The following is a 22,936-nucleotide window of genomic DNA, read 5'->3' as shown; positions in this document are numbered from 1 at the left end:
GTAAATGATTTCTGCATTTATCTCGTTCTTCAGACTCGGCGTGGAGCATATTTTGACGGGTTACGACCATTTGCTATTCATTTTCTCGCTGTTAATCGCCAGGCAGACGATTAAACAATATGCGGCGGTGATTACCGCTTTTACCATTGCGCACTGCTTAACTTTGACCTTAACGGTGCTCGATATCATTAACGTACCGGCCAATATCGTCGAACCGGCGATCGCGCTTAGCATTTGCTACGTGGCTATTGAGAATATCTTCAGGAAAGACGTGAAGAAGCGCTGGATGATCACGTTTGTATTCGGATTAATTCACGGAATGGGGTTCGCCGATTTACTAAAAGGCATGAATCTGGCAAGAAAGGATTTGGCTTTTAATATTTTCAGTTTTAATTTAGGAATAGAAGCGGCTCAGCTCGGGATTCTGGCCGTATTGCTGCCCCTTCTCTTCTTTATACATAAGAGGAAGTATTCGGCGGGAGTAGTCAATGCCTGTTCGGCGATCGCTTTTGCATTAGGATGCTTGTGGTTAACCGAAAGAGTATTTTTCTAAGCTATAATGGAGGATAAGCGGCGCGCATCTGGGCTGTATTTGCGGAAAAAGGAGCACAATTTTATGAGCGCATTTTTAAGCAAATGGACGAAGACCGCCGCCGGCGGATGCCCCGGGTGGCTGCCATGAGCGCCGTTCGGTTCGGGATCGTCGGCGGCGGATGGCGCTCCGAATTTTTTATGCGGATCGCGGCGGCCTTGCCGGAGCGATTCGAGGTCGCGGGCGTCGTCGTGCGGAGCGGCGATAAAGCCGAGGCGTTCCGGCGAAAGTGGGGCGTCCCGGTATTCGGCTCGACCCGGGAGATGCTCGCCGCCATCGATGCTGCCTTCGTCGTCGTCAGCGTGCCGAGGCGCATCGCGCCGGACGTCTTGCACGAGCTGGCCGCCGCGGGCATGCCTGCGCTATGCGAGACGCCGCCGGCCGAGACGCTGGAGGATCTGACCCGGCTGTACCGCTCGATCGGGGGCAAGGCCAGGATCCAGGTTGCCGAGCAGTATCCGTATCAGCCGAACCATGCGGCCCGCCTTGCGATAGCGAGCTCGGGCAAGCTCGGGCGCGTCACGCTGGCGGAGGTGTCGGCCGCGCACGATTATCACGGCATCGTGCTCATGCGGCGATTCCTGGGCATCGGCTTCGAGAATGCCGCCATCCGCGGCCTTTCCTTCAAGTCCCCGATCACGGAGGGGCCCGGACGGGAAGGCGATCCCGCCGGTCATCGCATCGTGGAGTCCGAGCAGACGATTGCGTTCTTCGACTTCGGCGATCGCAGGGGGCTGTACGATTTTACCGGCGACCAGTACTTCTCCTGGATCCGCTCGCCGCGCCTGCTCGTCCGGGGCGAAGCGGGAGAGATCAACAACTTCGAGGTCCGTTACCTGCGGGATTACCGCAGCCCGGTGGAGACGCAGCTTAGACGCGTCCATGCGGGGCAGGACGGGAACCTGGAAGGCTTCCACCTGAAGGCCATCTTGTGCGGCGACGAGTACGCATACCGCAACGACTTCGCGCCCGGCAGGCTGGCCGACGACGAGATTGCCATCGCCGATTGCTTGGCGAGGATGGCGAGCTACGCCGCCGGCGGACCGGACTTCTACAGCCTGGCCGAGGCTTGCCAGGATCATTACCTCGGTCTCTTGATGCAGCAGGCCGTGCAGAGCGGAGAGCGCGTCGTGTCGCAGACGCAGATCTGGGCGGAATAGCAGGCGCGCAAGGCTGACAAAAAGGACAACCCTTTGCCGGGCTGTCCTTTTTGGTTATCCTTTTTGGTAGTCTTTTTTAATCAAGCATTCAACCGCTTGTTATTCTCCGTGGCGATCGCCATCAGCGTCGTGTAGATCGGCTTGACGTCGAATTTCTTGCCGAATTCGAACTTGTACGCCGCCACTTGAACATTGTTGCTCTTGTGGTAGGGGGAAGTGATGTAGTGGATCGTAATCTCGCTGTCCTCGAAGCCGGTGCCCGCCGTCTCTACCGTCACCTCGTAAATGGCGTTTAGGTGAATCGAGGCGACTCTCGTTTTCTTGCCGGTCACGCCTTGATGGTCGATCAGAATCAGACGCTCGTCCGTAAATACAAAGGCGTCCCGGACCAGTTTAAACCCCGTCTGGATCTTCTCGTTCGGCAGCAGGTAAGCTCCGTATTGACTCTGCAGATCCTGGATCGACACTTCCGAATAATTGCTGAACATTCCGTTGAACAGGCCCATGAATGATTACCACCTTAGGGATGAGATGAATACATCATTCGACATATTCAAGAAGAATCCTCTTGAAGTGGCAATTAATTCATAATGAGACGAAAGCGTGCTTCCTCAAGGCGCCAGTCGCAGGCGATCCGGCAGCAACCAGCGTCCGATCTGCTCCGCGGACATGGGCTGGCTATAGTAGAAGCCTTGGGCGTTGAAGCAGTGGAGCTCCTTCAGCAGGCGGATCTGTTCCTCGTTCTCCACGCCCTCGGCCACGATATCGAGCTTCAGCTGCCTCGCCATCGAGACGATCATCTCGGCGATCGCCCGGCTGTCGGGGTCCGTCGTGAGCTTGCGAATGAAGGAGCGGTCGATCTTCAGGCACTCGATCGGGAGATTGTGCAGATAGCTGAGCGAGCTGTACCCCGTACCGAAGTCGTCCATCGAGACCGCGATGCCGGCCTCCTGCAGACTGTTTAGAATACGGATGACATGCTCCTCGTTGTGCATCATCGCGCTCTCCGTGATCTCGAGTTCCAGCAGCCGCGTATCCATCCCGCACGCATGCACGATCGACATGATCGATTCGAAGATGTCCGGCTTCATCAGATGAATCTGCGAGAGGTTCACGGCCACGGGTACGGTCGCATACCCCTCTGTCTCCCACTGCTTGACCTGCAAGCAAGCTTCCTTCAGCACCCATAACTCCAGCGGCACGATGAAGCCGGACTTCTCCGCGAGCGGGATGAAGCTGAGCGGGGGGATCAGGCCGAGCTGGGGATGCTCCCACCTTACGAGCGCCTCGACGCCGGTCATCTCCCCGGTCCGGATATCGATCTTGGGCTGATAGTGCAGACGCATCTGATCGCGGGCGATCGCCTGCTCCAGATCATGCTCCAGGATGATCTGCTCCAGGGAGGTCTGGTCGCGCTCGGCGTCGTAGAAGCGATACTGCGAGCTGCCGTTCTCCTTGGCGTTGTACATGGCCGTGTCGGCGTGCTTGATGAGCGATCCCGCGTCCCGGCCGTCTTCGGGATAACGGGCGATGCCTACGGAAGCCGACAGCTTGACGGTATGGTGACCCACCGTGAACGGATGGACGAATTCCTGGACGACCGCGGCGGCGGTCTTCTCGATCTCCTCCTGACCGGCGAGGTTGGGGATAAGCACCGTGAATTCGTCGCCGCCCATGCGGGCGAGCGTGGCGTTCACGGGCAGACAGCTGCGGAGCTTGGCGGCGGACTGCTTGATGACTTCGTCGCCGAAGTCGTGTCCGAACAGGTCGTTGACGCGCTTGAACCGGTCCAGATCGATGAAGAACACGGTGAAGGGGCGTAGGGTTATCGCCGAATTCGGATCTGTGCGCGAAGCGAGTAACTCCTGGAAAAAGCGCCGGTTCGAGAGGCCCGTCAGCTCGTCGTGATAAGCCAGGTGGTGAATCGTTTCCTGATGCCTTTTGGCATCGGTAATATCCTTCATGACGCTGTAGGCGCCGCGGAGGCCGCCGTCGACGAAGATCGGGAGAGAGGTCAGCCAGAACGTATGCGTTTTACCGTTGGGAGACGTCGCCTGCAGCTCGATCGTATTGGACTTGCCGCGCAGCACCTCCTTGTAGTGCCGCATGGCCTGTTCATGATACTCGCCCTCGAACAGGTCCGAGAAATGCAGGCCCATCGGCTTCATGCCGAACCGCTCCGCCAGCAGCTCGGCCTGTCGGTTCAACCCGGTGATGCGGCCGTTGCTGTCGAAGGCGAGCACGCTGTCCGGATTGTACTCGAACAGGGACATGTAATGCTGCTCGGTCTCGACGATCCGCTGGTTCTGCCGGTTCTGCCTCGTGCTGTTGTACGAGTCCGGAACCATATGCAGCCCGATGCAGACGAACAGCGTCAGGATATACGGCGCGAGGATCGCATAGCCTCCGAAGCGGACTTCCGCCGCGGGCAGCACGGAAAAGGCGCACAGCAGCGGAATGGCGAACAAGCCCATACCGCTTAGAATAACGCCGGGCACGGTCGCGCGCGAATGCAGGTCGTGCTCGCGGTTCCGGTTGGAAATGTCCAGCACGCGCAGGATGGACAGCATCAGGCAGGACACCGTGGCCGCGGTAACGGCGACCAGCGCCGGATTCCAGACGAGCATGCCGCGGAACAGGAACAGCGTGTTGGTGTAGTCGAACGCGAGGATGAGGGCGGCGACGGCGAAGCCGGTGATGAAGTAGTGGGAGACGCGGCCGCGGGGCCGTCCGGCATAACGGAAGTTGAAGAACGTGGCAGCATAACAGCCCGCGAGCGTGAAGAGGACGTGCAGTATGTAGTAGGACGAGACGACCGGCATGTTGAGCGCCAGCGGGACGAAGAGATGGGACAAAGTGAAGGCGAGTGTCCCTAGGCCGAGAGTCCGCCGGTAGAGAGCGGTGTGCCTCGCGCTCCGGAGGGATAGGAACGGCACGGTGCCGTAGGTGACGATCGCGGCTCCGGCTACGCTCGCGAGCAACCCCGCCGCGAAGAGAAGCCAGTCCATATGAAGCGGTTGAAGGTAAGTCATCCGATTCCCTCTTTTTCATAGGTAATGGTAGCCAATGCAGGAAGAGTGCGGGGCTTTTCCATCCTTTAAACCGATTAGGGTCGTCTTAAACCCTTGTACCTAATAAAAATAGAGCTTTTATGCTAAAGAACAGATTAATCGCTAAATATATAGCACTATAGCTTGGATAAACCGACCAAATGAATATGTCTATAGAATCATAGGTTCTGGTTCGTCTTATTGAGACTAGGGTGTGCGAAGAATTCAGACATGGTAAAATGTAGAACTCCAACGTATATAACGAGGCGGAGCGAGCCTCGTGGAAATCCTGAATGAAAATCGGAGGCAGAAACATGCGAAACCCTATCGTCCCCTACCAAGAAGCCTATCACGATCGGTTAATCGAGATCTGGTACCGGGCCGTGCGCCGAACGCACGCCTTCCTCAAGGACGAGGATATTCAATTCTATCGAGGCATGCTGGAGAGCGGGGCTTTAAGGGAAGTCGAGATCTGGGTGGAGTTGGACGAAGACCGGCAACCGGCCGGGTTTATCGGGCTCGACGGCGCTAAGATAGAGATGCTGTTCGTAGACCCCCCAGCGCATGGGAGGGGGATCGGCCGCCGACTGATCGCGCATGCCGAATCGCTCAAAGGAAGCGATCTCCAAGTGGATGTGAACGAGCAGAACGAGGGAGCTTACGCGTTTTATCGGCGGTTAGGCTTTGAACGCGTCGGACGGTCGGAGCTGGACGGATCAGGTCGGCCGTTTCCCTTGCTGCACTTAGCTTTAAAGCGTGCCGGCGACGGCGAACGATAGTCAGCATCCAATGATACTTATCGTCCGTTGACATCATAACCGATCATGAAATTTAATTAATAAATGGAACTTTATCCTAAATTCACTCGTCTTTACGGCAGAAATACACGATGGGAGGACATCATGGTGAAGAAGAAAATGAAAATGGCCACGCTCGGACTGGCCGCGGTCTTGACTGTAGGAAGCTTCGCGGGAGCGGGTTCGAAGCCGGCTCAAGCGGCGGCTAAGTCCTATCCGGTCCTATTGAAGATCAACGATTATTACGTGCTATATACCGCACCAAAGGCGCCGTACATTGATAAGCAGTCGCGGATCATGATCCCCCTGCGCGCGATCAGCGAGCTGGTCGGCGCGAAGGTGAGCTATGAAGCCGACAGCAAGACGGCGAAGATCGGCCTGAACGGCAAGACCGTCGGATTCACGATCGGGACCCAAACGGTAACTGTCGACGGCAGCCCCGCCAAGATGGATACGAAGCCGGTGCTGGATCAGGGCTCGATCTTCATCCCGGTTAGCGTACTGGCCAAATATCTGGGTATCGACAGCAGTCTGGATCCGCAGACCCAGATCTATTCGATGAAGGGCGATAACCTGATGCAGACGGATAGAATCAAAATGGGCCTGGAAGACAGCGAGGGCGGGGCCATGATCGCGCCTCCGGGCAAGATCGTGAGCAATAACGCATTCGCGCCGGTCTCCTACACCTACGATGCCGCCAAGGACAGCTTCACCGTCAAAGCCCGGAACATAACGGGCGCGGACATACCCAAAGGAGAGGCCGACGTAGCCGCATATCTATTATTGGAAGACGGCGTAGCATTCCCGAACCCGAAGAGGGAACGACCGGCCGTCAAAAAGGACGGCTTCCTGACGGAGACCGTGCAGAACGGGGCGATCGGCGAAGAGGTGGAATACGTACTCGTAAAAGGACGTATGTTGGATCGATAAGTTCATAAGTCAAGGCCGCCTGCAAGTTGTCGTTTGCCGGCGGTCTTTTTCGTTTTGGCGATAAAATATCGCGAGAAATTCATATGGCGGCCGCTAGATGCCGGATTACGCTCATCCTCCCCGCGGCGCCCACAGGATGACCGATACGCCGACGAGGCAGATGGCGGCTCCGATCCAGTCATACATATCGGGCGTTTTTTTATCGATAAGCCATCCCCATATCACCGCCAGCGCCACGAACACGCCGCCGTAGGCCGCATAGACGCGACCGAAGGACGGGAAGCTCTGCAGCGTAGGGATGATGCCGTACAAAATGAGAATGAGACTGCCGAGCGCGCCGTACCACAGAGGCCTGGACTCCCGCAGCCACAACCATACCAGATACCCGCCGCCGATCTCTGCGAGACCCGCCAGTACAAAGACAACGATCGCCATCAGCATTGTAGCGCCTCCCCGACATTCGCCAACTTATGTTGCACTGCATTCAAACCAGGCGGACGCAGGCGTATTATAACTTCGTTTATATTCTCGTTCCAGCCTATCCTCCCATTATTTGTGGATAGGTATCGGATCTCCGATTGATTACGATAGGAAGCGAGATTCTATCAACCATCGGAAAGCGTGATTTCTGCATATGATAAAAATACCTGCCGTCTGGCGGACGACGGCCGCGATCGCGCTGCTGGCGGGGACGATCGGCGGAACGTGGCCGGGCTCGGCGGAGGCTAGTGCTGCTTCCGGCGCCCTTCAGTTCGCCGACGTGCGCGACAACTTCGCCGCGGCCGCGATCCGGAACATGGCGGCATTACATATCATTACCGGCACGACGGAGCGCACGTTCGAGCCCGACAAGACGGTGACCCGCGCGGAACTCATGACCATGCTGGACAGGCTGCTCCTCGTCGAGCCCGTCGAGAGCGCGATCTCTTCCTTTGCGGATGTGCCGCGTTCGGCATGGTTTTACCGTTGGGTGCAGCCAGCGGTCCAACTGGGGCTCGCGCAAGGGACATCCGACGATTCGTTCGAACCGGATCGCCCGGTGACGCGGGAAGAAGCGGCGGTCCTGATCGCGCGCGCGTTGAAGCAGCCGATCGATACGGCAGCGGTGCCTTCCGCCCCCCTCTACCGGGACCAGTCGCGGATTCAGTCTTGGGCCTTGCCCGCCGTGTACCGACTGTCCCGGCTCGGACTTATGGACGGGGACGGCGGCAGCTTCCGGCCCGCGTCTCCGATGACGAGGCAGGAAGCTGCCGTGCTGCTCGACCGGATCTGGTTGCATCCGGGATGGGCGCAGCGGATTCAGGCCGCGCAGCCCGCCCCGATCCAGCTCGGCTGGCAATACGGACAGACGACCGCGCAGTACGAACGGCAGGTCGTCTCCTCCGGCATCAACACCTTGTCGCCGCGCGCCTTTTTCCTCAACAAGAACGGTACGGTCGAAAATAACATGGATCCGGCGCTCGTCGCCTGGGCGCACGGGAAGGGCAAACGCGTATGGGCAATGGTCGGCAACCGCTCCGATCAAGCCGTCACGCATGCGCAGCTGTCGGACCCCGAGCGGCGCCGGACGTTGGTCGGGCAGCTGGCAGGCTTGGCGCGGCAATATGGCCTGGACGGACTCAACATCGATTTTGAAAACATGTCGCCGCAGGACCGCGATGCCTTTACGGCCTTCGCTGCGGAATTGAAGCAGGCGCTGAGCTCGATTCCGGCGATTCTGTCCGTGAACGTCTCCCCGGACTTCGGCACGGATTGGACGGAGGTATTCGACTACGCGAGGCTCGGGCAAGCCGCGGACTATGTGGTGCTGATGGGCTACGACGAGCATTGGGGCGGATCGGGCGATCCGGGGCCCGTCTCGTCGTTGCCCTGGCTCCGACAAGGCCTGACGGCATTGCTGAAGCAGGTCCCGGCCTCCAGGTCGATTCTGGCGCTGCCGCTGTACAACCGCGACTGGAAGACCGAGGCCGGCGGCACGACGTCCGAGGACATCAGCCTCCTGCAGCAGAACGCGCTCGTCGCGGGCATGCATGCGAAGACGAGCTGGGACGGGACGCTGGGCCAATATTACGCCTCTTACGGCTCCGCTAGTACGCTGCATCTGATCTGGCTGGAAGACGGGCGCTCGTTGTCGATGAAGGCGACGCTTGGACAGAGCCTCGGTATGGCCGGCTTTGCTTACTGGTACATGGGGGGCGAGAGCCCTGACGTCTGGCCGAGCTTGGCCAACGCCAGGCGGTTTGCGGCATTGACGTTTCCGTAACCCCTGGGGCCGGAAATAGCGATGCGCCATCGTCGTGTTTGCGGGGGGCGCAGTCTTTCGCGTGTGGCAATAGCGGAAAAAAGTTCCGCTATTGTCCGCAAGGACACCTCGCAAGCTACTATAGCGGAAAAAAGTTCCGCTATTGCTCGCAAGGACACCTCACAAGCTACTATAGCGGAAAAAAGTTCCGCTATTGCTCGCAAGAACACCTCACAAGCTGCAATAGCGGAAAAAAGTTCCGCTATTGCTCGCAAGGACGCGTCCCAAGCTGCTATCACCTCGCACCCCGCTGCCCGCATCCAGCATCCAGCATCCAGCATGCATCCCGCATTCCGCTTAGCCGAAAAGCCCGCGATCCGCAAGAATCGGGGGCTTGTTCGCCTCGCCTTTAAACCACCATTTCCATTTTCTGCGCCGTATACAGCTTGTAATACAACCCGCGCTTCGCAAGCAGCTCGTCGTGCGAGCCGACCTCCGCGATGCCTTTGTCCGAGATGTACATGATCCTGTCGCAGTTGCGGATCGTCGACAGCCGGTGGGCGATGATGAAGGACGTGCGGCCCTTGAGCAGCTCGTTCAGGCCTTGCTGGAGCAGCCGCTCCGTCTTGGCGTCGATCGACGAGGTCGCTTCGTCCAGGATCAGAATGCGGGGATCGGCGAGCAGCGTCCGCGCGAACGAGATGAGCTGGCGCTGGCCCTGCGAGAGCTTCGAGCCGCGCTCGTTCACTTCCGTCAGATAGCCGTGCTCGAACTCGCGGATGAAGGCGTCGGCGCGCACGGTGCTGGCCGCTGCCACGATCTCTTCTTCCGTCGCGTCCAGGCGGCCGTAACGGATGTTGTCCATGATCGTCCCCGAGAAGATGAAGCTGTCCTGCAGCATGATCCCCATCTGGCTGCGCAGCGACTGGAGCGTGGACCGCGCGATGTCGTGGCCGTCGACCAGGATGCGTCCGCCCGTCACGTCATAGAAGCGGGAGATCAGATTGACGACCGTCGTCTTGCCTGCGCCCGTCGGCCCGACCAGCGCGATGCTCTCTCCCGGCCGGACGTCGAACGACAGCTTCTCCAGCACGCTCGCGCCCGAATCGTAGCCGAACGTCACGCTCTCGAAGGTCACGCGGCCCTGCAGCGGCGGCAGCGCCTTCGCGCCCGGCGCGTCCTTGACCGATACCGGTTCGTCGAGCGTCTCGAAGATCCGTTCCAGATAGGCGACGGCGTTGACGAAGCCGTTGTACAGGTTCGATAAGTTCAGGATCGGCTGCCAGAAGCGCGCCGCATAGCTGCTCATCGCGAGGATGACGCCGAAGGTCACGTCCTGCGGGCTCAGCGCCAGCAGTCCGACCATATAGATCAGCGTGGTGACGACGGTCGCCAGGTTGTCGACCGTGAACGGAATCATCGCGTTGAAGTGGATGGCGCGCATCCATTCCTGGCGGTAATTGGCCGCGAGCCGGGTGAAGATCGAGGCGTTGCGTTCCTCACGCGTGAAGATCTGCGTCACGCCGACGCCGCTGATGCTCTCTTGCGTGTAGGCGTTAAGGTTGGAGTTTTTGTTCGATACCGCCTGCCACGACCGACGCTGCTTGTTCTTAATCAGCAGGAGGAACAGGGCGAATACGGGCAGTCCCGCCAGCGTGACAAGCGACAGCTTGACGTCCACCGCGAACATGAATATCGCGATGAAGACGAGGTTCAATATCTCCAGGATGAAGTTGATGATGCCGTTGGAGAGCACGTCCGAGATGGAGTTGACATAGTTGACGACGCGGATCAGGATCTTGCCCTGCGGGCGGTCGTCGTAATACTTGAACGACAACGACTGCAGATGCTTGAACAAGTCCGAGCGGATCTCGAAAATGATGTCCTGGCCGACGCTCGTCATGATCCGTCCCCGGATGGCCGCCAGCGCCACGCTGACGACGATCGTGAGCAGCATGAGCACCGACCAACCGACGAGAGACCCGACAGCCTTGGCGGGAATGATCACGTCGACGATGTGCTGCGTGATGAGCGGCGCGGTGAGCCCGATGCCCGCCGACAGGACGCTGAGCGCGAGCGCGACGATCATCGGCCGCTTCTGTTTCTTGATATAGACGAGCGCGCGCTTAAAGTGCCGGATATCGAACGGAGACTCCAGGTTCTCGTCGATGTCGAATTTATTCCTAGCCATGCGCGGCCACCTGCCTCTCGATACCCTCATTCTGCAGCATGAACACTTCGTAGTAATACCCGCGTCTCTCCAGCAGCTCGGCATGCGTGCCTTCTTCGATCACGCGCCCGCCGTCGAGGATGATGATGCGGTCGGCTGCGGCGGTCGTGGAGGTGCGCTGGGCGATGATGATCTTGGTGCAAAGGGCGCCGAGATTATTCAGGCTGCTCTGGATATGCGCCTCGGTCTCGAGGTCGACGGCGGACGTGGTATCGTCGAGGATTAGGATCGGCCGCCTGACCGCCATCGCGCGCGCGAGCGCGAGCCGCTGCTTTTGCCCGCCGGACAGCCCGACGCCGCGTTCCCCGATGATCGTGTCGTAGCCCTCCGGCATCTTGCGGATAAAATCGTCCGCGGCCGCCAGCTTGGCATACCTCACCGTATCGTCCTCGGGCAGCTCGGGGTCGCCGAACGCGACGTTGCCGTCGATCGTGTCGGAGAAGAGCAGCACGTCCTGCGTCGCGATGCCGACATTGCCGCGCAGCTCGCCCAGATCCAGCTCGCGCACGTCCACGCCGTCGATCAACACGCGGCCTTCGGCGACGTCGTAGAACCTCGGAATGAGGTTGACGATCGTCGTCTTGCCCGCGCCGGTCGGCCCCATGATCGCGACGGTCTCGCCGGGATGGACGGTGAAGCTCACATCGCTGAGCACCGTCGCGCTGTCGTACTTGAAGGTGACATGGTCGAACCGGATGCTGCCTCCGTAGCGCTTGCCTGCGTCCGCCTTGCGCTCGCCCGCAATCTTGGGCTGCGCATAGTAGATCTCGACGACCTTGGTCAGACTGGCGAAAAACCGCTGGATATCGTTAATGATCATGCCGATGTTGCGCATCGGGTTGGAGATGGCCCAGATGAGCGCCGAGAACGCCGCGAATTCGCCGAACGTGATGCGGTCGTTCATGACGAGGATGCCGCCAGCGATCATAAGGACGACGTTGAACGCCTGCGCGAACGTCTCCAGATACGGAAAATAGTCGAGCCAGACCATCGCGGCGGCTTTGTTGGCCTGCTGGTAGTTCGCGTTCCGTTCCCGGAACTTCTCGATCTCGTATTCTTCGCGCGCGAACGCTTTGACGACGCGGTTCGCCGCGATATTCTCCTGGGTGGACGAGTTCAGCTGGGAGAGACGCTCGCGCAGACCGATATACATCGGGCGGACCCGCCGCGCGAACATGTAGGACGTAACGAAGATGGGCGGAGCGAGGAGCAGGAGCCACCACGTCAACGCGGCGTCGATATAGAAAAAGTAGCTGACGGCCGCGAGAAAGACGGCCAGCGACTCGATGATCGTCTTCACGATCCAGGCGAGCGAGTGCCGGACCATCTCGAGATCCCCGGTCATCCGCGTCATCTGATCGCCCGTCCGATTATGGTCGAAGTACTCCCGATCCTGCCCCTGGATCTTGTTGTAGAGAAAAATGCGGACGTTGTAGAGCATATTCTGCGATGCGCGCTCGTACTGCATCATCGTCACGTACCCCAAGCCCGTCCGCAGCAACGAGAATCCGATCATGCCCAGGCAGAGCGCGATTAGCAGTCCGCGCCGTCCGGTCAGATTCTGCACCGCATCGTCGCCGGCGATAAACGTATCCACGATGCGCTGGCTGAGGTAGGGATTCGCGATCGTCAGCGACGATCCGATGACGGAGAGGCAGAGCGCGAGGATGTATCTCGCCCGGTTTCCCTCCAGGTTTTTCCACAACCACTTTACTTCAAACATGCCGATTAATCACCTGTTCCTGTGAGTTCTGAGGCCGTTGCGTCATTTGGCAAACAAGGCGATTATACACCCATTTGGGCGCGCGGGGAGGCCTATTTTAAATGTGGGCCGACTTTTTTGCGATCCGGTTTTTCAAGCATGTGCAGATGAGGAAATGATTGCGATTTCACGTCCGGTAAGCGTGCATTTCCCGGTAGGCCGCCGGCGTCACGCCTTCTTTTTCCTTGAACCGCTTGATGAAGTAGCTCGCGCTCGGGTAGCCGCACAAGCCGGCGATCTCGCCGACGGGGCGCCGGAGGTCGTCCATCAGCTGCTGCTTGGCATGGCGCAGGCGGCAGAGCGTAATGAAATCCATCGGCGACATTTGGGTGGATTTGCGGAACAGCTTGCAGAAATAGTGGGGCGTCACGCCGGCCTTGTCCGCCCACGTCTCCAGCGAGAACGGCTCGCAAGCGGCGTCCTGCATCGCGGGCAGCAGCTCCCGGACGACCCCTTGCGCGTCCCGTCCCCTGCGGGGCCGGTAGGGCGCCGCTTGCGCCATGAATTCGGCGAGCGCGCCGTAGGCCGCCGTCGATAGGGCCGAAGGGTGTAGCGGCTTGCGGTCTCCGATCTCGCGGACGAGCTGCGCCAGACGCGCCTCCAGCGCTTCGCCTTCGCGGGTCGACCAGACGACGGACCGCCGGAAGCCTTGCTCGGTGAGCAGCTCGGGCAGGCGGTCGCCGTAGAAATGCATCCAGTAAACGTCCCAGGGCCGGTCCTCGCTGGTCCGGTATTTCTGAGGCTGGTTGGGAAAATAGAGGAAGGCATCGCCGGGATATACGGGCTGCCACTGCCCGTCGGCCTCGACGAGCCCTTCGCCGGCGCGAACGTAATGCAGGTTGAAGTAGGGGAACGTATCGGCCGGCCGCTCCGCCCGGTGATCCGGTTCGTCCATATATCGTCCGGCCGACTCGGGAAATAAAAGAAACGGGTTGGGGTCCAGCAGCGGGAGCGTCAAGTGATTCCTCATGAATATGGACAACCTCCAGGACAATATCGTGATATACGCTTCAAAATGATGTCATATACAGTGCCGAGTACCGATTCTATAATAACAATATTAAACTATTAAGTGATAGAGCCGCAGCGAATGCGCGAAGGGAAGGGAGCATTCCGATGACAGAACGCCGTATGGATACGATCTCCGTAGCGGGATTGGACCAACCGGTATCCAAGCTGATCCTGGGGTCGATGCTGCTGAACGACGAGCGGATGGATATCGCCGCCGAGCTGCTCGACGCCTATGCCGCGATCGGCGGCAACGCGATGGACACCGCGCAAGTATACGGGCCGCGGGGCATGGGCGCGATCGGGAAGTGGTCGGCGGAACGGGGCAACCGCGCCGGACTCGTACTGATCGTGAAGGGCGCGCACCACGACGAGAAGGGGCCGCGGGTCACCCGTTCCGCCGTGGAAGCGGACCTGGCGTATTCCCTCGGCCTGCTGCAGACCGATTATGCCGATATTTTCATGCTGCACCGCGACGATCCCGACAAACCGGTGGGCGAGATCGTGGAGATGCTGCAGGCGCCGCTCGAAGCCGGAATCTGCCGGGCGCTCGGCGCGTCCAATTGGACCACCGCGAGGCTGGCCGCGGCCAACGCCTATGCCGCCGAGCACGGGCTGACCGGATTTGCCTGCAACAGCCCCAACCTGAGCCTGGCTGCGGCCAACGAGCCGAGATGGCCGGGATGCGTGAGCACGGACGCGGACGACCTCGCTTGGCATGCGCGCACGCAGCTGCCGCTGCTGTCCTGGTCGTCGCAGGCGGCCGGCTTTTTCACCGGGCGATATGCGCCGGACCGCCGGGACAACGAGGAGATCGCGCGCGTGTACTACAGCGACGACAACTGGGAGCGGTACCGCAGGGCGTCCCTGCTCGGCGAGACGAAGGGCGCGGACGCCAACCAGGTCGCGCTCGCTTACGTGCTGCACCAGTCTTTTCCGACCTGCGCGCTCATCGGTCCGGCCAACGCGGACGAGCTGCGTTCGAGCGCCAAGGCGCTGGACGTGTCGCTGACGCCCGGGGAGATTCGCTGGCTGGACCTGCAGGCGGACGAGATAGTAGAATCGTGTGATTAAAAAGCAGAAACGTTACTTCCCGGCTTCCGGCTATTCCCTTATCCTTTTCTGAAGAAGCGAGCTCGGTCTATGACTTCGCGGGCCGAGCCGCGATATCAATCGGAGAATCCTGATGGAGGAATAACGGTGCTGCTTGAGAACGGTTCGGACTTTGCGCGTACCGGCCGACCAAGGCTGGACGTGCAGATGTCTTGGTGGGGAATGTCGGGCCTGTCGGCCAAGCTGGAAGCGCATACGGTCGAAGAGCGGGTCGCGCTCATCGCCGAAGCGGGATTCGACGGAATCAACGGGTTTATTCCTCCGCCGGCGGAGGCGGACCGCTGGAGGGGCCTGCTCGAGCGGCATGGCTTGTCCTTCAGCGTCAACGCGTACCCGAAGACCGCGGAGGATCTGGCGCAGTTTTTGAAGCAAGCGAAGACATATGGCGGCATCCAGCATATCAACGTTCAGGTCATGACGCCGTTTCTCGTCGGCGAGCCTGCCGTGGAGCTGCTCCGCGAGCTCGATCGGTTGTCCGGGGAGCAGGGGATTCCGGCCTATGTCGAGACCCATCGCGGCACGATTACGCAGGATCTGCTCCGCACGCTCGGATACCTGGACAAGCTGCAGTCGCTCCGGCTGACCGTGGACTTGTCCCATTACGTGGTGGCCGGCGAGATGCACACCGTATCGGACGAGGCCGAGGATTTGCTGCTGCGGCTTCTCCGTCGGGCCTCCGCGTTCCACGCGAGAGTCTCGAACGGCGAGCAGGTCCAGATCGACGTCGGGGAGAACGGCGAACATCCGATGATGGCGCATTTCGAGCGCTGGTGGGGCGAAGGCATGCGCGGATGGCGGTCCGGCGCCGGTCCGGCCGACGTTCTGCCGTTCGTCGTCGAGCTGGGGCCGCCGCCTTACGCGATCACGATGGATGAGCATGCGGGGCGTACGGCCGAGATTGGCGACCGTTGGGCGCAATCGCTGTTCTTCCTGCGGACGCTGCGAAGGCTGTGGGCGGATTCGACCTTCGAATGACACGGGCGAGCGCGGGATTCCGTTGAGGCGGATTCCCGCGTTTTGGCGTTCGCGGTTAGCGTTCGCTTTACGGCGACCCGCGTTACGGTTGCTTCGGCCGCGGCGCACCCTGCTCCGCGCGATTGTTCTTTCTATAGCCGCTGGGATTGGCGCCGGTCCATTTTCGAAACTGGTTCATGAAATGGTTGTAGTTGTGGAATCCGACCTCGTAGGCGACCTCGGATGCGCTGCGGTTCGTATGCTCCAGCAGCAGCGCGGCCTGCCGGATCCGCATCTGGTTCAACGTATCGATGACGGAGCGTCCCGTCTGCTCCTTGAACAAGTGGGACAGCCGGGAGGGCGATACGCCGATCGCCTTGGACAACGCCTCGATCTGGACGGGACTGCGCATGTGAACGGAGAGGTAATGCATCGCCTCCGCGATCCGCGGGTCGATCGGCCGGTCCCGCTCCCGCGTTAGCAGCATTAATATTTCGCGGAGCGAATTGACGCATAGATCCTGCCAATACGCGTTTCTCTCCCGCGAATCGGACAGGATTCTCTCGAACGCTTGGAGCACTCTCCTGCGCGCGGTATCGGACTCGAGAGGATGGATCAGCAACGGCTCTGCGGGCAGCAGCTGCTCCTCCATCTGGTGGGAAGCGAAGTGCGCCCATGCGAAATTCCACATTTCGCCCTTCGCCGTGCCGTAACGGTGAGGCGTCCCCGGCTTGAGCAGCGTCAGATCTCCGGCGGCGCATGGACGATGGTCCTCGGGCGTTTCAAAGAAGCCTTGGCCCCCGAGCGTATAGGCGATCAGCCAATCGTTCATGCCCTGAGGCCGGTGCGTGGCATACGTGTCTCCGACGTTAAAGTGGCCGGTGATAAGAACGCCGTAGGGCATTCCTGCATATTGAGAAGGCTCGTCGAACGCTTCCAAGGGGAGGCCTCCTATTCGGCGGTAATCGCGTTAACGGTGTCTTCAGTATAATCGGTCGCGGCGTGCGTAAGCCAGCGGATAGCAGGATCGTGTGACTGAAAAGCAGAATTGCTACTGCCTCGGAGGCCGCGCCGGAATTACACTGTTCCTATCCAAACGAACAGAGGAGCGGATACGATGAATACGCTTAAAACCTTGACCGACGCGCAAAAGAAACAATTCGAGAACGAGGGTTACCTCATCGTGAAGGGTTTGTTCGCAAAGGCGGAGCTGGAGGAGATCGAGGAAACGTTCGAGAAAATCAGCCACGCCGCAGTGCCTGGTTACTTTGAACCGGAGTTGGACGCGGCGTCGGCGTCGGATCCTCTGAAGCGCTATCCACGCGTGATGCATCCGCACCGCTTCAACGAGACGGCGAAGAAGTACATGCTGCATCGGCCGGTATTGAACGTGCTGGAGGATCTGTACCAAGAGCCGCCGCTCGCCGCGCAGAGCATGTTCTACTACAAGCCGCCGGGCGCGCGTGGACAGGCGCTGCATCAAGATAACTTCTACCTGAAGGTCGAGCCCGGCAACTGCATCGCGGCATGGACCGCCGTCGACGGCGCGGACGAAGAGAACGGCAGCCTGCTGGTCGTCCCCAAGACGCAGGAATACGAGATCGTCTGCCCGGAGCATGCCGACGCGAAGGAATCCTTCACGACGCATTACGTCAAGCCGCCCAAGGATCAGAAGGCCATGCCGGTCGTGATGGAGCCGGGCGACGTCCTGTTCTTCAACGGCAACCTCATTCACGGCTCGTACCGGAACAAGACCAAGGACCGCTTCCGCCGCTCCTTCATCTGCCATTATGCCAACGAGTCCGCGACGCATATCGGCGAGCACTACCAGCCGCTGTACCGTGCCGACGGATCCGAGGTCGAGCTCGTCGTGAACCCCGACGGCGGGCCCTGCGGCTTCGAGTTCGACACGCTGTACCCGCACTGAGCGGACAAGTCCAAGACGAGGAACGGCAGTCCGCCGTTCTTCGTCTTGTCCATCAACCAGGCCCGCCGCCGCCGCGCCTCGTTACATCTCCTCCCGTGCAAGTAGTCTCAACCAGAAACAATCCGCCCCTCGCCGCAGCTGCTCCCGCTACAGAAGTCTCAGTTAGGAACAAACCAGCCCCTCGCTGCAGCTCCTCCAGCTACAGAAGTCTCAACCAGGAACAAATCGCCCCTCGCCGCAGCTCTTCCCACCAAAGAAGTCTCGACCAGGAACAAGCAGCGCCTCGACGAATCGCCTATCCTAGTGAAGGCGATGCGCCCGGAAAAGCCATCGCGAGACATATCGCCTCTCCTAGTGAAGGCGATGCGCTCGTAAAAGCCATCGCGAGACGAATCGCCTCTCCTAGTGAAGGCGATGCGCCCGAATAAGCCTCAGCAAGACATATCGCCTCCCCTAGTGAAGGCGATGCGCCCCGATAAGCCTCCGCGAGACATATCGCCTCTCCTAGAGAAGCCCCTGCCTAGCTAGTCCGAATCAATCTCGCGTCGTGCGTGTCGACCTCGAGCTTCAGGCGCTGCGCGACCGTCGCGGAACCCATACGTGCCGTAGTCGGAGGCCTCGATCCACTCATCGTCTCTTTCGCGACTTCGTAGTTATCCATCATAGCGTGCGCCGCGGAGAAGCTCTAGTTTTTTTGCGTGACCATGATAGGGGTGCTATCTAGCGCCGGAACGACATCCGCTGGCTCACATCGCCGACGATCTCCGCTGCTTCCTGCAATCGCTCCACGTTTCCATCGTGATTGTACTGCTCCACCAAGTCCGCGGCGTACAACAAATCGTTGGCGGCCCCATCATCGTACATCGTGCTTGCCCAAGCTTTATATACGGCCGGGTCGAGGGCGCGGCTGTCTAAACGAGAGATATTCGCGGCGCTGTTCGCGGCGATCCGCTCCAGGCGCTCGCTTGCGTCTTCTAGCGACAGGGTGGGAACAGGCTGACCGGTGAAGACGTCGGGCAGCCACATCTTATAGGACATAGCGCCGATCGTCGCTAATATTAGGAGCATTGCGATTCCGTCTTGCCTCCAGCCCTTCGTCATGCAATCGTCCCCTTAGAATTTTTTATTATCAGAGTAAGTAAATGGATAATTACATTATAATAGGGGGAGCGGATCGTGTAACGGAGAACATGTCGATGGGGAGAGTTCATCCCCAGGCAGCTACCGCAGCAGCAGCAGTAGCAGCTGCTACTGCTGCTGCGTTCACGTTGCGGCTGACCCTTCGCTTGCCGAGCACGCGGACACAGGATCCCGCTATCGCAGCGATTTCAAGTCGTTCTCGCACATTTGCGGACACCAGACCCGTTATTCCTCAAAAAGCGGCTCGTTTGAGCCACAGAACAGGAAATAGCGGATCCTGCGTCCGCACCATTCGAGAATAAAACGATATGACATGGAATAACGGATCCATGGTCCGATTCGCAACGGGGCCGGAGATAGGAGGAAAAGGATATATGCAGGCCAATGAGGAGAGCAAGGAAAGGCTGGAGGACATTACGGGCGTAACTTGTATTTACGTGCCCGTGAACGACGTTTACGAGTCCATTCAATGGTATGAGAGGAACTTAGGGTACCGACCTGCGTCTGCAGACTCCATTTATCCTGGGATCACGACGGCTGTGTTAAACGTGCCCGATCAGAATGGCAAGTTGCCCACCCCTGGTTTAAGGCAAGTCGTACCTGCCCTATTCCTTCGCCAATCGGATGAGGCCGGCGGTCGATTACGCTTTTCATGGTCCCTGGACGAGGGCAGGCCCCATGCGATCGCGTGTTTTATTTCTCCTCGGATCGAGGAGCTGCTTGAACGGTTCAAGGCAAACGGCGTGAATATTATCGGACAACGGGTGACGAGCGGACCCAACATTACGTTCGCCGATCCGGACGGCAACTTATGGGAAGCATGGCGGCCGTGAATACGTTCGCTGCCTTCAAGGAAAGCCAGGTGAAAGGTTAAAAGGAGAGGTATAAACCCTGCGGCTGTCTCTAAGACAGTCGTTTTTTATTTTTACGTCATGTAAGGTTTTGATACATAAAAGCTGGTTTTAAATCAAATTGGCTCTTGAATATCTCTGAATTTGTGTTATATTATCTAACATAACTGAGCGAGATCAAGAAAGTGTCTGTCAGCTTACCTTCTACAACCAACTGCATACGAATTGTTTTCTAGGGTTCCGCGGCGATCTTACCCTCGCCGGCCAGGTCCGAGAGAAGACGCACGGCGCAGCGGCCGTGTCCACGGAGGGATAAAAGCCCGGGAGGATATGTTACATATCTTCCCGCGGCTTTTATTTTTTTTACGTTTTTTAGAGCGGAAAGGGGAGTTTAGGGATGAAACAAGAGGTTACGCTTCGCCAATCGCTAACGCTGGTTCAGGTGGTCGCCCTGGGATTGGCCTGGATGACGCCGATGATCTACTTCTCCGTGTTCGGCATCGCGTACGACGCGTCGAAGGGGATGATCACCGAAGCTTACTCGCTGTCGGTCGTGGCGATCTTCTTCACGGCTTACAGCTACAGCATCATGGCGAAGATTTTCCCGGGCTCCGGCTCGTCGTACACGTACGTGAAGCGGTCGATGCATGCGATTCCCGGATTTACGGTAGGCTGGGCGATCCTGCTCGACTATCTCTTCTCGCCGATTATCGCATGCCTCACGTTCGGCATCTACCTGCACGCCCAGTTCCCCGCCGTTCCGGCTTACGTCTGGATCATCCTGCTTAACATCGTGCTGGCCGTCGTGAATATCGCGGGCATTAAATTCTCCGCCAGCCTCAGCAAGCTGTTCGTCCTCTTCCAGATCATCTTCATCGCGCTGTTCTGCACCTACCTCATCCGCGGCTTCTCGGGATTCGAGGGCATCGCGCAGCCCTTCGCCAATCTAGACGTCGGATTGCCGACGATACTGGCCGGCGCCTCGATCATCTGCTTCTCCTTCCTCGGCTTCGACACCGTGTCGACCCTGGCGGAGGAGACGATCGATGCCAAGAAGACGATCCCCCGGGCGATTATGCTCATCATCCTGATCGCAAGCGTGCTTTACGTCGTCACTTCGTATCTCATCCAGATCACGTATCCGCACCTGACGTTCGTCGATATGGACTCCGCCGGCTTCGAGCTGATGAAGATGGCGGGCGGGGCGACGCTCGGCGCGATCTTCACGACCGTCCTGATCTTCGCGATCTTCACGCAGGGATTGACGTCGGTGACCAGCGTGTCCCGTCTGCTGTACGTGCTCGGCCGCGATTCGATCCTGCCCCGGCGCTTCTTCGGCGCCATTCATCCGAAGTTCCGTACGCCGGTCAACAACATCGTGCTGGTCAGCATCGTCTCGCTGCTGGCGCTGGTCATCAGCCTGGATATGGCCGTCAAGTTCGTCAGCTTCGGCGCGCTCACCTCGTTCGCCTTCGTCAATCTGTCCGTCGTCGCCGAGTGCTACATCAAGCGCAGGCAGCGCTCGCCGAAGCAGACGTTTCAGTACCTGGTCTTCCCGCTCATCGGCGCCGCGTTCATCGTCTGGCTGATCACGCTGCTCGACGCGAACGCGCTGACGCTGGGCTGCATCTGGCTCGCGGCCGGCCTGCTTTATTATCTGTTCCGCACCAAGCTATCGCGCACCTTTCGCGCCGCTACGAACCTCTTCGACGGCACGTCCGCCGCGATGAAGAACGAATCATAATCACAGGAAGAGGGATGAACCAAATGTACGACACCGTCATCGGCAGGGGAGAAAAATGGTCGGGCCGCATCGGCCGCGGCAAGCTGCTTCGCTTCACGGCGCTCGAGGCGGGCGCGAACGTATCGTTAATGCTGTTCCATGCGGACGATCTGACCGAGCGCTACAACATGCCGGATACTTTAAAGGCCCAATATACGGCGCATCTGACCGCGGGCCATACGCTGATGAGCGACAACGGACGCGTACTGGCGAGCATCGTGCACGACGAGCTGGGCTGGCACGACCCGATCGGCGGCTATACGACGAGAGCGCTCACGGACGAGCGGTACGGACGCACGACCTACCAGGACCTGCGCAACGATTGGCTGCGCAGCGGCCAGGAGAACTTCGCGGTCGAGCTGACCCGCCACGGACTCGGCCTGCGGGACATGATGCCCGTCGTCAATCTGTTCTCCAAGGTGTACTGCGACGACGACGGCGCGATGCGCCATGTGCCGGAACACTGCCCCGCCGGGGCGTCGGTGACGCTGCGCACGGAGATGGACGTCATCCTGCTGCTGTCGAACACGCCCAACCCGCTGGACCGGCGCGCCGCATATCCTTCAGTTCCCGTCCGTCTGGAAGTTACACAAGCCGAGCCGGTAGGCGAAGACGACGTCTGCCTGAACCATCGGGACGAGAACCGCCGCGCGTTCGAGAATACATGGACTTATTATTCGCTGATCTAACCTAGCATAGGGGGAAATAGGAATGGGCGCATTTCATCGAGTCGAGAGTCATCGGGAGCCTGAGCAGGCGGTCTACGACCAGGTCATTCTGGCCGGAGACGGGTGGATGCACGATCTGGCGCCGGGACAGGTGCTGCGGATCGTCGATCTGGAGGGCAACCAGGCCGCGGATACGCTGTTCTACGACACGGATCATCCGGAGGATCACTACGCGGCGGCCGCGACGATCGCCCGGCAGGGCAATATCTATCTAACGACCGGGTCGGTCCTGCTCGCTGCGTCCGGCCGCGAGCTGCTGACGATCGTCGCCGATACGTGCGGCAGGCACGACACCCTGGGCGGGTCCTGCTCCGCGCAGAGCAACACCGTCCGCTATGCCCACGAGAAGGCGTATATGCACAATTGCCGCGACACCTTCATGCTCCAGCTGGCGCAGCGGGGCGGCGCATACGGCAAGCGGGATCTCGCGCCGAACATCAATTTCTTCATGAACGTGCCCGTCACGCCGGAGGGCGGTCTCAAGTTCGACGACGGCGTGTCGTCGCCAGGCGCCTACGTCGAGCTGCAGTCGCACGGCCGCACGACGGCGCTGATCAGCAACTGCCCGCAGCTGAATAACCCGTGCAACGCCTACAATCCGACACCGATCCGCGTCCTGATCTGGAACGAGTAACCTCAAGCGCCTGCAGGGGAAAAAGGAGAGAAACG

General features: G+C 59.5%; 20 protein-coding genes and 1 riboswitch. Of the genes, 12 read left to right on the top strand and 8 right to left on the bottom strand.

Annotation, left to right across the window (positions count from 1 at the left end; all coding sequences use genetic code 11):
- The first annotated feature begins 4 nt into the window (after nt 1–4).
- Nucleotides 5–553: a HupE/UreJ family protein gene (locus PQG80_RS19665; RefSeq protein ID WP_271753203.1), complete on the top strand. Its 549-nt coding sequence runs from the start codon at nt 5–7 to the stop codon at nt 551–553.
- A 125-nt stretch (nt 554–678) separates the two neighbouring features.
- Nucleotides 679–1,752 (top strand): Gfo/Idh/MocA family protein, encoded by a 1,074-nt coding sequence (locus tag PQG80_RS19660; protein ID WP_271753202.1) that lies wholly within the window; start codon nt 679–681, stop codon nt 1,750–1,752.
- 80 nt (nt 1,753–1,832) lie between these two features.
- Here PQG80_RS19660 and PQG80_RS19655 read toward each other — a convergent pair whose 3' ends face one another.
- A complete protein-coding gene (locus PQG80_RS19655; protein WP_271753201.1) occupies nt 1,833–2,258 on the bottom strand; it encodes a PH domain-containing protein in 426 nt (141 codons plus the stop codon).
- A 105-nt stretch (nt 2,259–2,363) separates the two neighbouring features.
- Nucleotides 2,364–4,784, bottom strand: coding sequence for a putative bifunctional diguanylate cyclase/phosphodiesterase (locus tag PQG80_RS19650; protein WP_271753200.1), 2,421 nt, complete (start codon nt 4,782–4,784; stop codon nt 2,364–2,366).
- Nucleotides 4,785–5,116: 332 nt separating this feature from the next.
- On the opposite strand from PQG80_RS19650, the gene PQG80_RS19645 reads away from it, so the two are divergent.
- Nucleotides 5,117–5,581, top strand: coding sequence for an acetyltransferase (locus PQG80_RS19645; RefSeq protein WP_271753199.1), 465 nt, complete (start codon nt 5,117–5,119; stop codon nt 5,579–5,581).
- A 123-nt stretch (nt 5,582–5,704) separates the two neighbouring features.
- Nucleotides 5,705–6,529 carry a copper amine oxidase N-terminal domain-containing protein gene (locus PQG80_RS19640; RefSeq protein ID WP_271753198.1) on the top strand — a complete coding sequence of 275 codons (825 nt, stop codon included), beginning with the start codon at nt 5,705–5,707 and terminating at the stop codon, nt 6,527–6,529.
- Nucleotides 6,530–6,640: 111 nt separating this feature from the next.
- On the opposite strand, the gene PQG80_RS19635 is transcribed toward PQG80_RS19640, so the two are convergent.
- Entirely contained in the window at nt 6,641–6,970 is a 330-nt protein-coding gene (locus tag PQG80_RS19635; RefSeq protein WP_271753196.1) for a YnfA family protein, read from the bottom strand.
- 193 nt (nt 6,971–7,163) lie between these two features.
- Between PQG80_RS19635 and PQG80_RS19630 the strand changes: the two genes are divergently transcribed.
- On the top strand, nt 7,164–8,792 hold the full coding sequence (locus PQG80_RS19630) for an S-layer homology domain-containing protein (protein WP_271753194.1): 1,629 nt from the start codon (nt 7,164–7,166) through the stop codon (nt 8,790–8,792).
- A 388-nt stretch (nt 8,793–9,180) separates the two neighbouring features.
- Here PQG80_RS19630 and PQG80_RS19625 read toward each other — a convergent pair whose 3' ends face one another.
- The 3 genes from PQG80_RS19625 to PQG80_RS19615 all read right to left on the bottom strand — a co-directional run bounded on the left by PQG80_RS19625 (nt 9,181) and on the right by PQG80_RS19615 (nt 13,733).
- Complete coding sequence (locus tag PQG80_RS19625) at nt 9,181–10,962, bottom strand: ABC transporter ATP-binding protein (protein ID WP_271753193.1); 1,782 nt, start codon at nt 10,960–10,962, stop codon at nt 9,181–9,183.
- On the bottom strand, nt 10,955–12,724 hold the full coding sequence (locus PQG80_RS19620) for an ABC transporter ATP-binding protein (RefSeq protein WP_271753192.1): 1,770 nt from the start codon (nt 12,722–12,724) through the stop codon (nt 10,955–10,957). Before PQG80_RS19620 ends, PQG80_RS19625 begins: the two co-directional genes overlap by 8 nt.
- Before the next feature lie 166 nt (nt 12,725–12,890).
- Nucleotides 12,891–13,733 carry a helix-turn-helix transcriptional regulator gene (locus PQG80_RS19615; RefSeq protein WP_271753191.1) on the bottom strand — a complete coding sequence of 281 codons (843 nt, stop codon included), beginning with the start codon at nt 13,731–13,733 and terminating at the stop codon, nt 12,891–12,893.
- Between the two features lie 161 nt (nt 13,734–13,894).
- Here PQG80_RS19615 and PQG80_RS19610 point away from each other — a divergent pair, with 161 nt between their 5' ends.
- Both PQG80_RS19610 and PQG80_RS19605 read left to right on the top strand, forming a co-directional pair.
- Nucleotides 13,895–14,845 (top strand): aldo/keto reductase, encoded by a 951-nt coding sequence (locus tag PQG80_RS19610; protein WP_432432780.1) that lies wholly within the window; start codon nt 13,895–13,897, stop codon nt 14,843–14,845.
- Between the two features lie 126 nt (nt 14,846–14,971).
- Nucleotides 14,972–15,859 carry a sugar phosphate isomerase/epimerase family protein gene (locus tag PQG80_RS19605; protein WP_334219833.1) on the top strand — a complete coding sequence of 296 codons (888 nt, stop codon included), beginning with the start codon at nt 14,972–14,974 and terminating at the stop codon, nt 15,857–15,859.
- 82 nt (nt 15,860–15,941) lie between these two features.
- Here PQG80_RS19605 and PQG80_RS19600 read toward each other — a convergent pair whose 3' ends face one another.
- Entirely contained in the window at nt 15,942–16,778 is an 837-nt protein-coding gene (locus PQG80_RS19600) for a helix-turn-helix domain-containing protein (RefSeq protein WP_271753189.1), read from the bottom strand.
- A gap of 177 nt (nt 16,779–16,955) precedes the next feature.
- Between PQG80_RS19600 and PQG80_RS19595 the strand changes: the two genes are divergently transcribed.
- Nucleotides 16,956–17,765, top strand: a complete 810-nt coding sequence (locus tag PQG80_RS19595) for a phytanoyl-CoA dioxygenase family protein (RefSeq protein WP_271753188.1) — start codon at nt 16,956–16,958, stop codon at nt 17,763–17,765.
- A 720-nt stretch (nt 17,766–18,485) separates the two neighbouring features.
- Here the strand turns inward: PQG80_RS19595 and PQG80_RS19590 are convergent.
- Complete coding sequence (locus PQG80_RS19590) at nt 18,486–18,866, bottom strand: hypothetical protein (RefSeq protein ID WP_271753187.1); 381 nt, start codon at nt 18,864–18,866, stop codon at nt 18,486–18,488.
- 413 nt (nt 18,867–19,279) lie between these two features.
- Between PQG80_RS19590 and PQG80_RS19585 the strand changes: the two genes are divergently transcribed.
- From PQG80_RS19585 to PQG80_RS19570, 4 genes are all read left to right on the top strand, one after another.
- Nucleotides 19,280–19,738, top strand: a complete 459-nt coding sequence (locus PQG80_RS19585; RefSeq protein ID WP_271753186.1) for a VOC family protein — start codon at nt 19,280–19,282, stop codon at nt 19,736–19,738.
- Between the two features lie 239 nt (nt 19,739–19,977).
- Nucleotides 19,978–20,085: riboswitch (guanidine-I (ykkC/yxkD leader) on the top strand.
- A gap of 68 nt (nt 20,086–20,153) precedes the next feature.
- Nucleotides 20,154–21,500 (top strand): APC family permease, encoded by a 1,347-nt coding sequence (locus tag PQG80_RS19580; RefSeq protein WP_271753184.1) that lies wholly within the window; start codon nt 20,154–20,156, stop codon nt 21,498–21,500.
- A 14-nt stretch (nt 21,501–21,514) separates the two neighbouring features.
- Entirely contained in the window at nt 21,515–22,228 is a 714-nt protein-coding gene (locus tag PQG80_RS19575; protein ID WP_271753183.1) for an urea amidolyase associated protein UAAP1, read from the top strand.
- Nucleotides 22,229–22,250: 22 nt separating this feature from the next.
- Nucleotides 22,251–22,901: an urea amidolyase associated protein UAAP2 gene (locus tag PQG80_RS19570; protein ID WP_271753182.1), complete on the top strand. Its 651-nt coding sequence runs from the start codon at nt 22,251–22,253 to the stop codon at nt 22,899–22,901.
- The last annotated feature ends 35 nt before the right edge of the window (nt 22,902–22,936 follow it).

The sequence above is a fragment of the Cohnella rhizoplanae genome (genome assembly GCF_948329515.1).
Lineage (GTDB): Bacteria > Bacillota > Bacilli > Paenibacillales > Paenibacillaceae > Cohnella > Cohnella rhizoplanae.
Note: the sequence above shows the minus strand (reverse complement) of the source record. Positions and strands in the feature narration are given on the sequence as shown.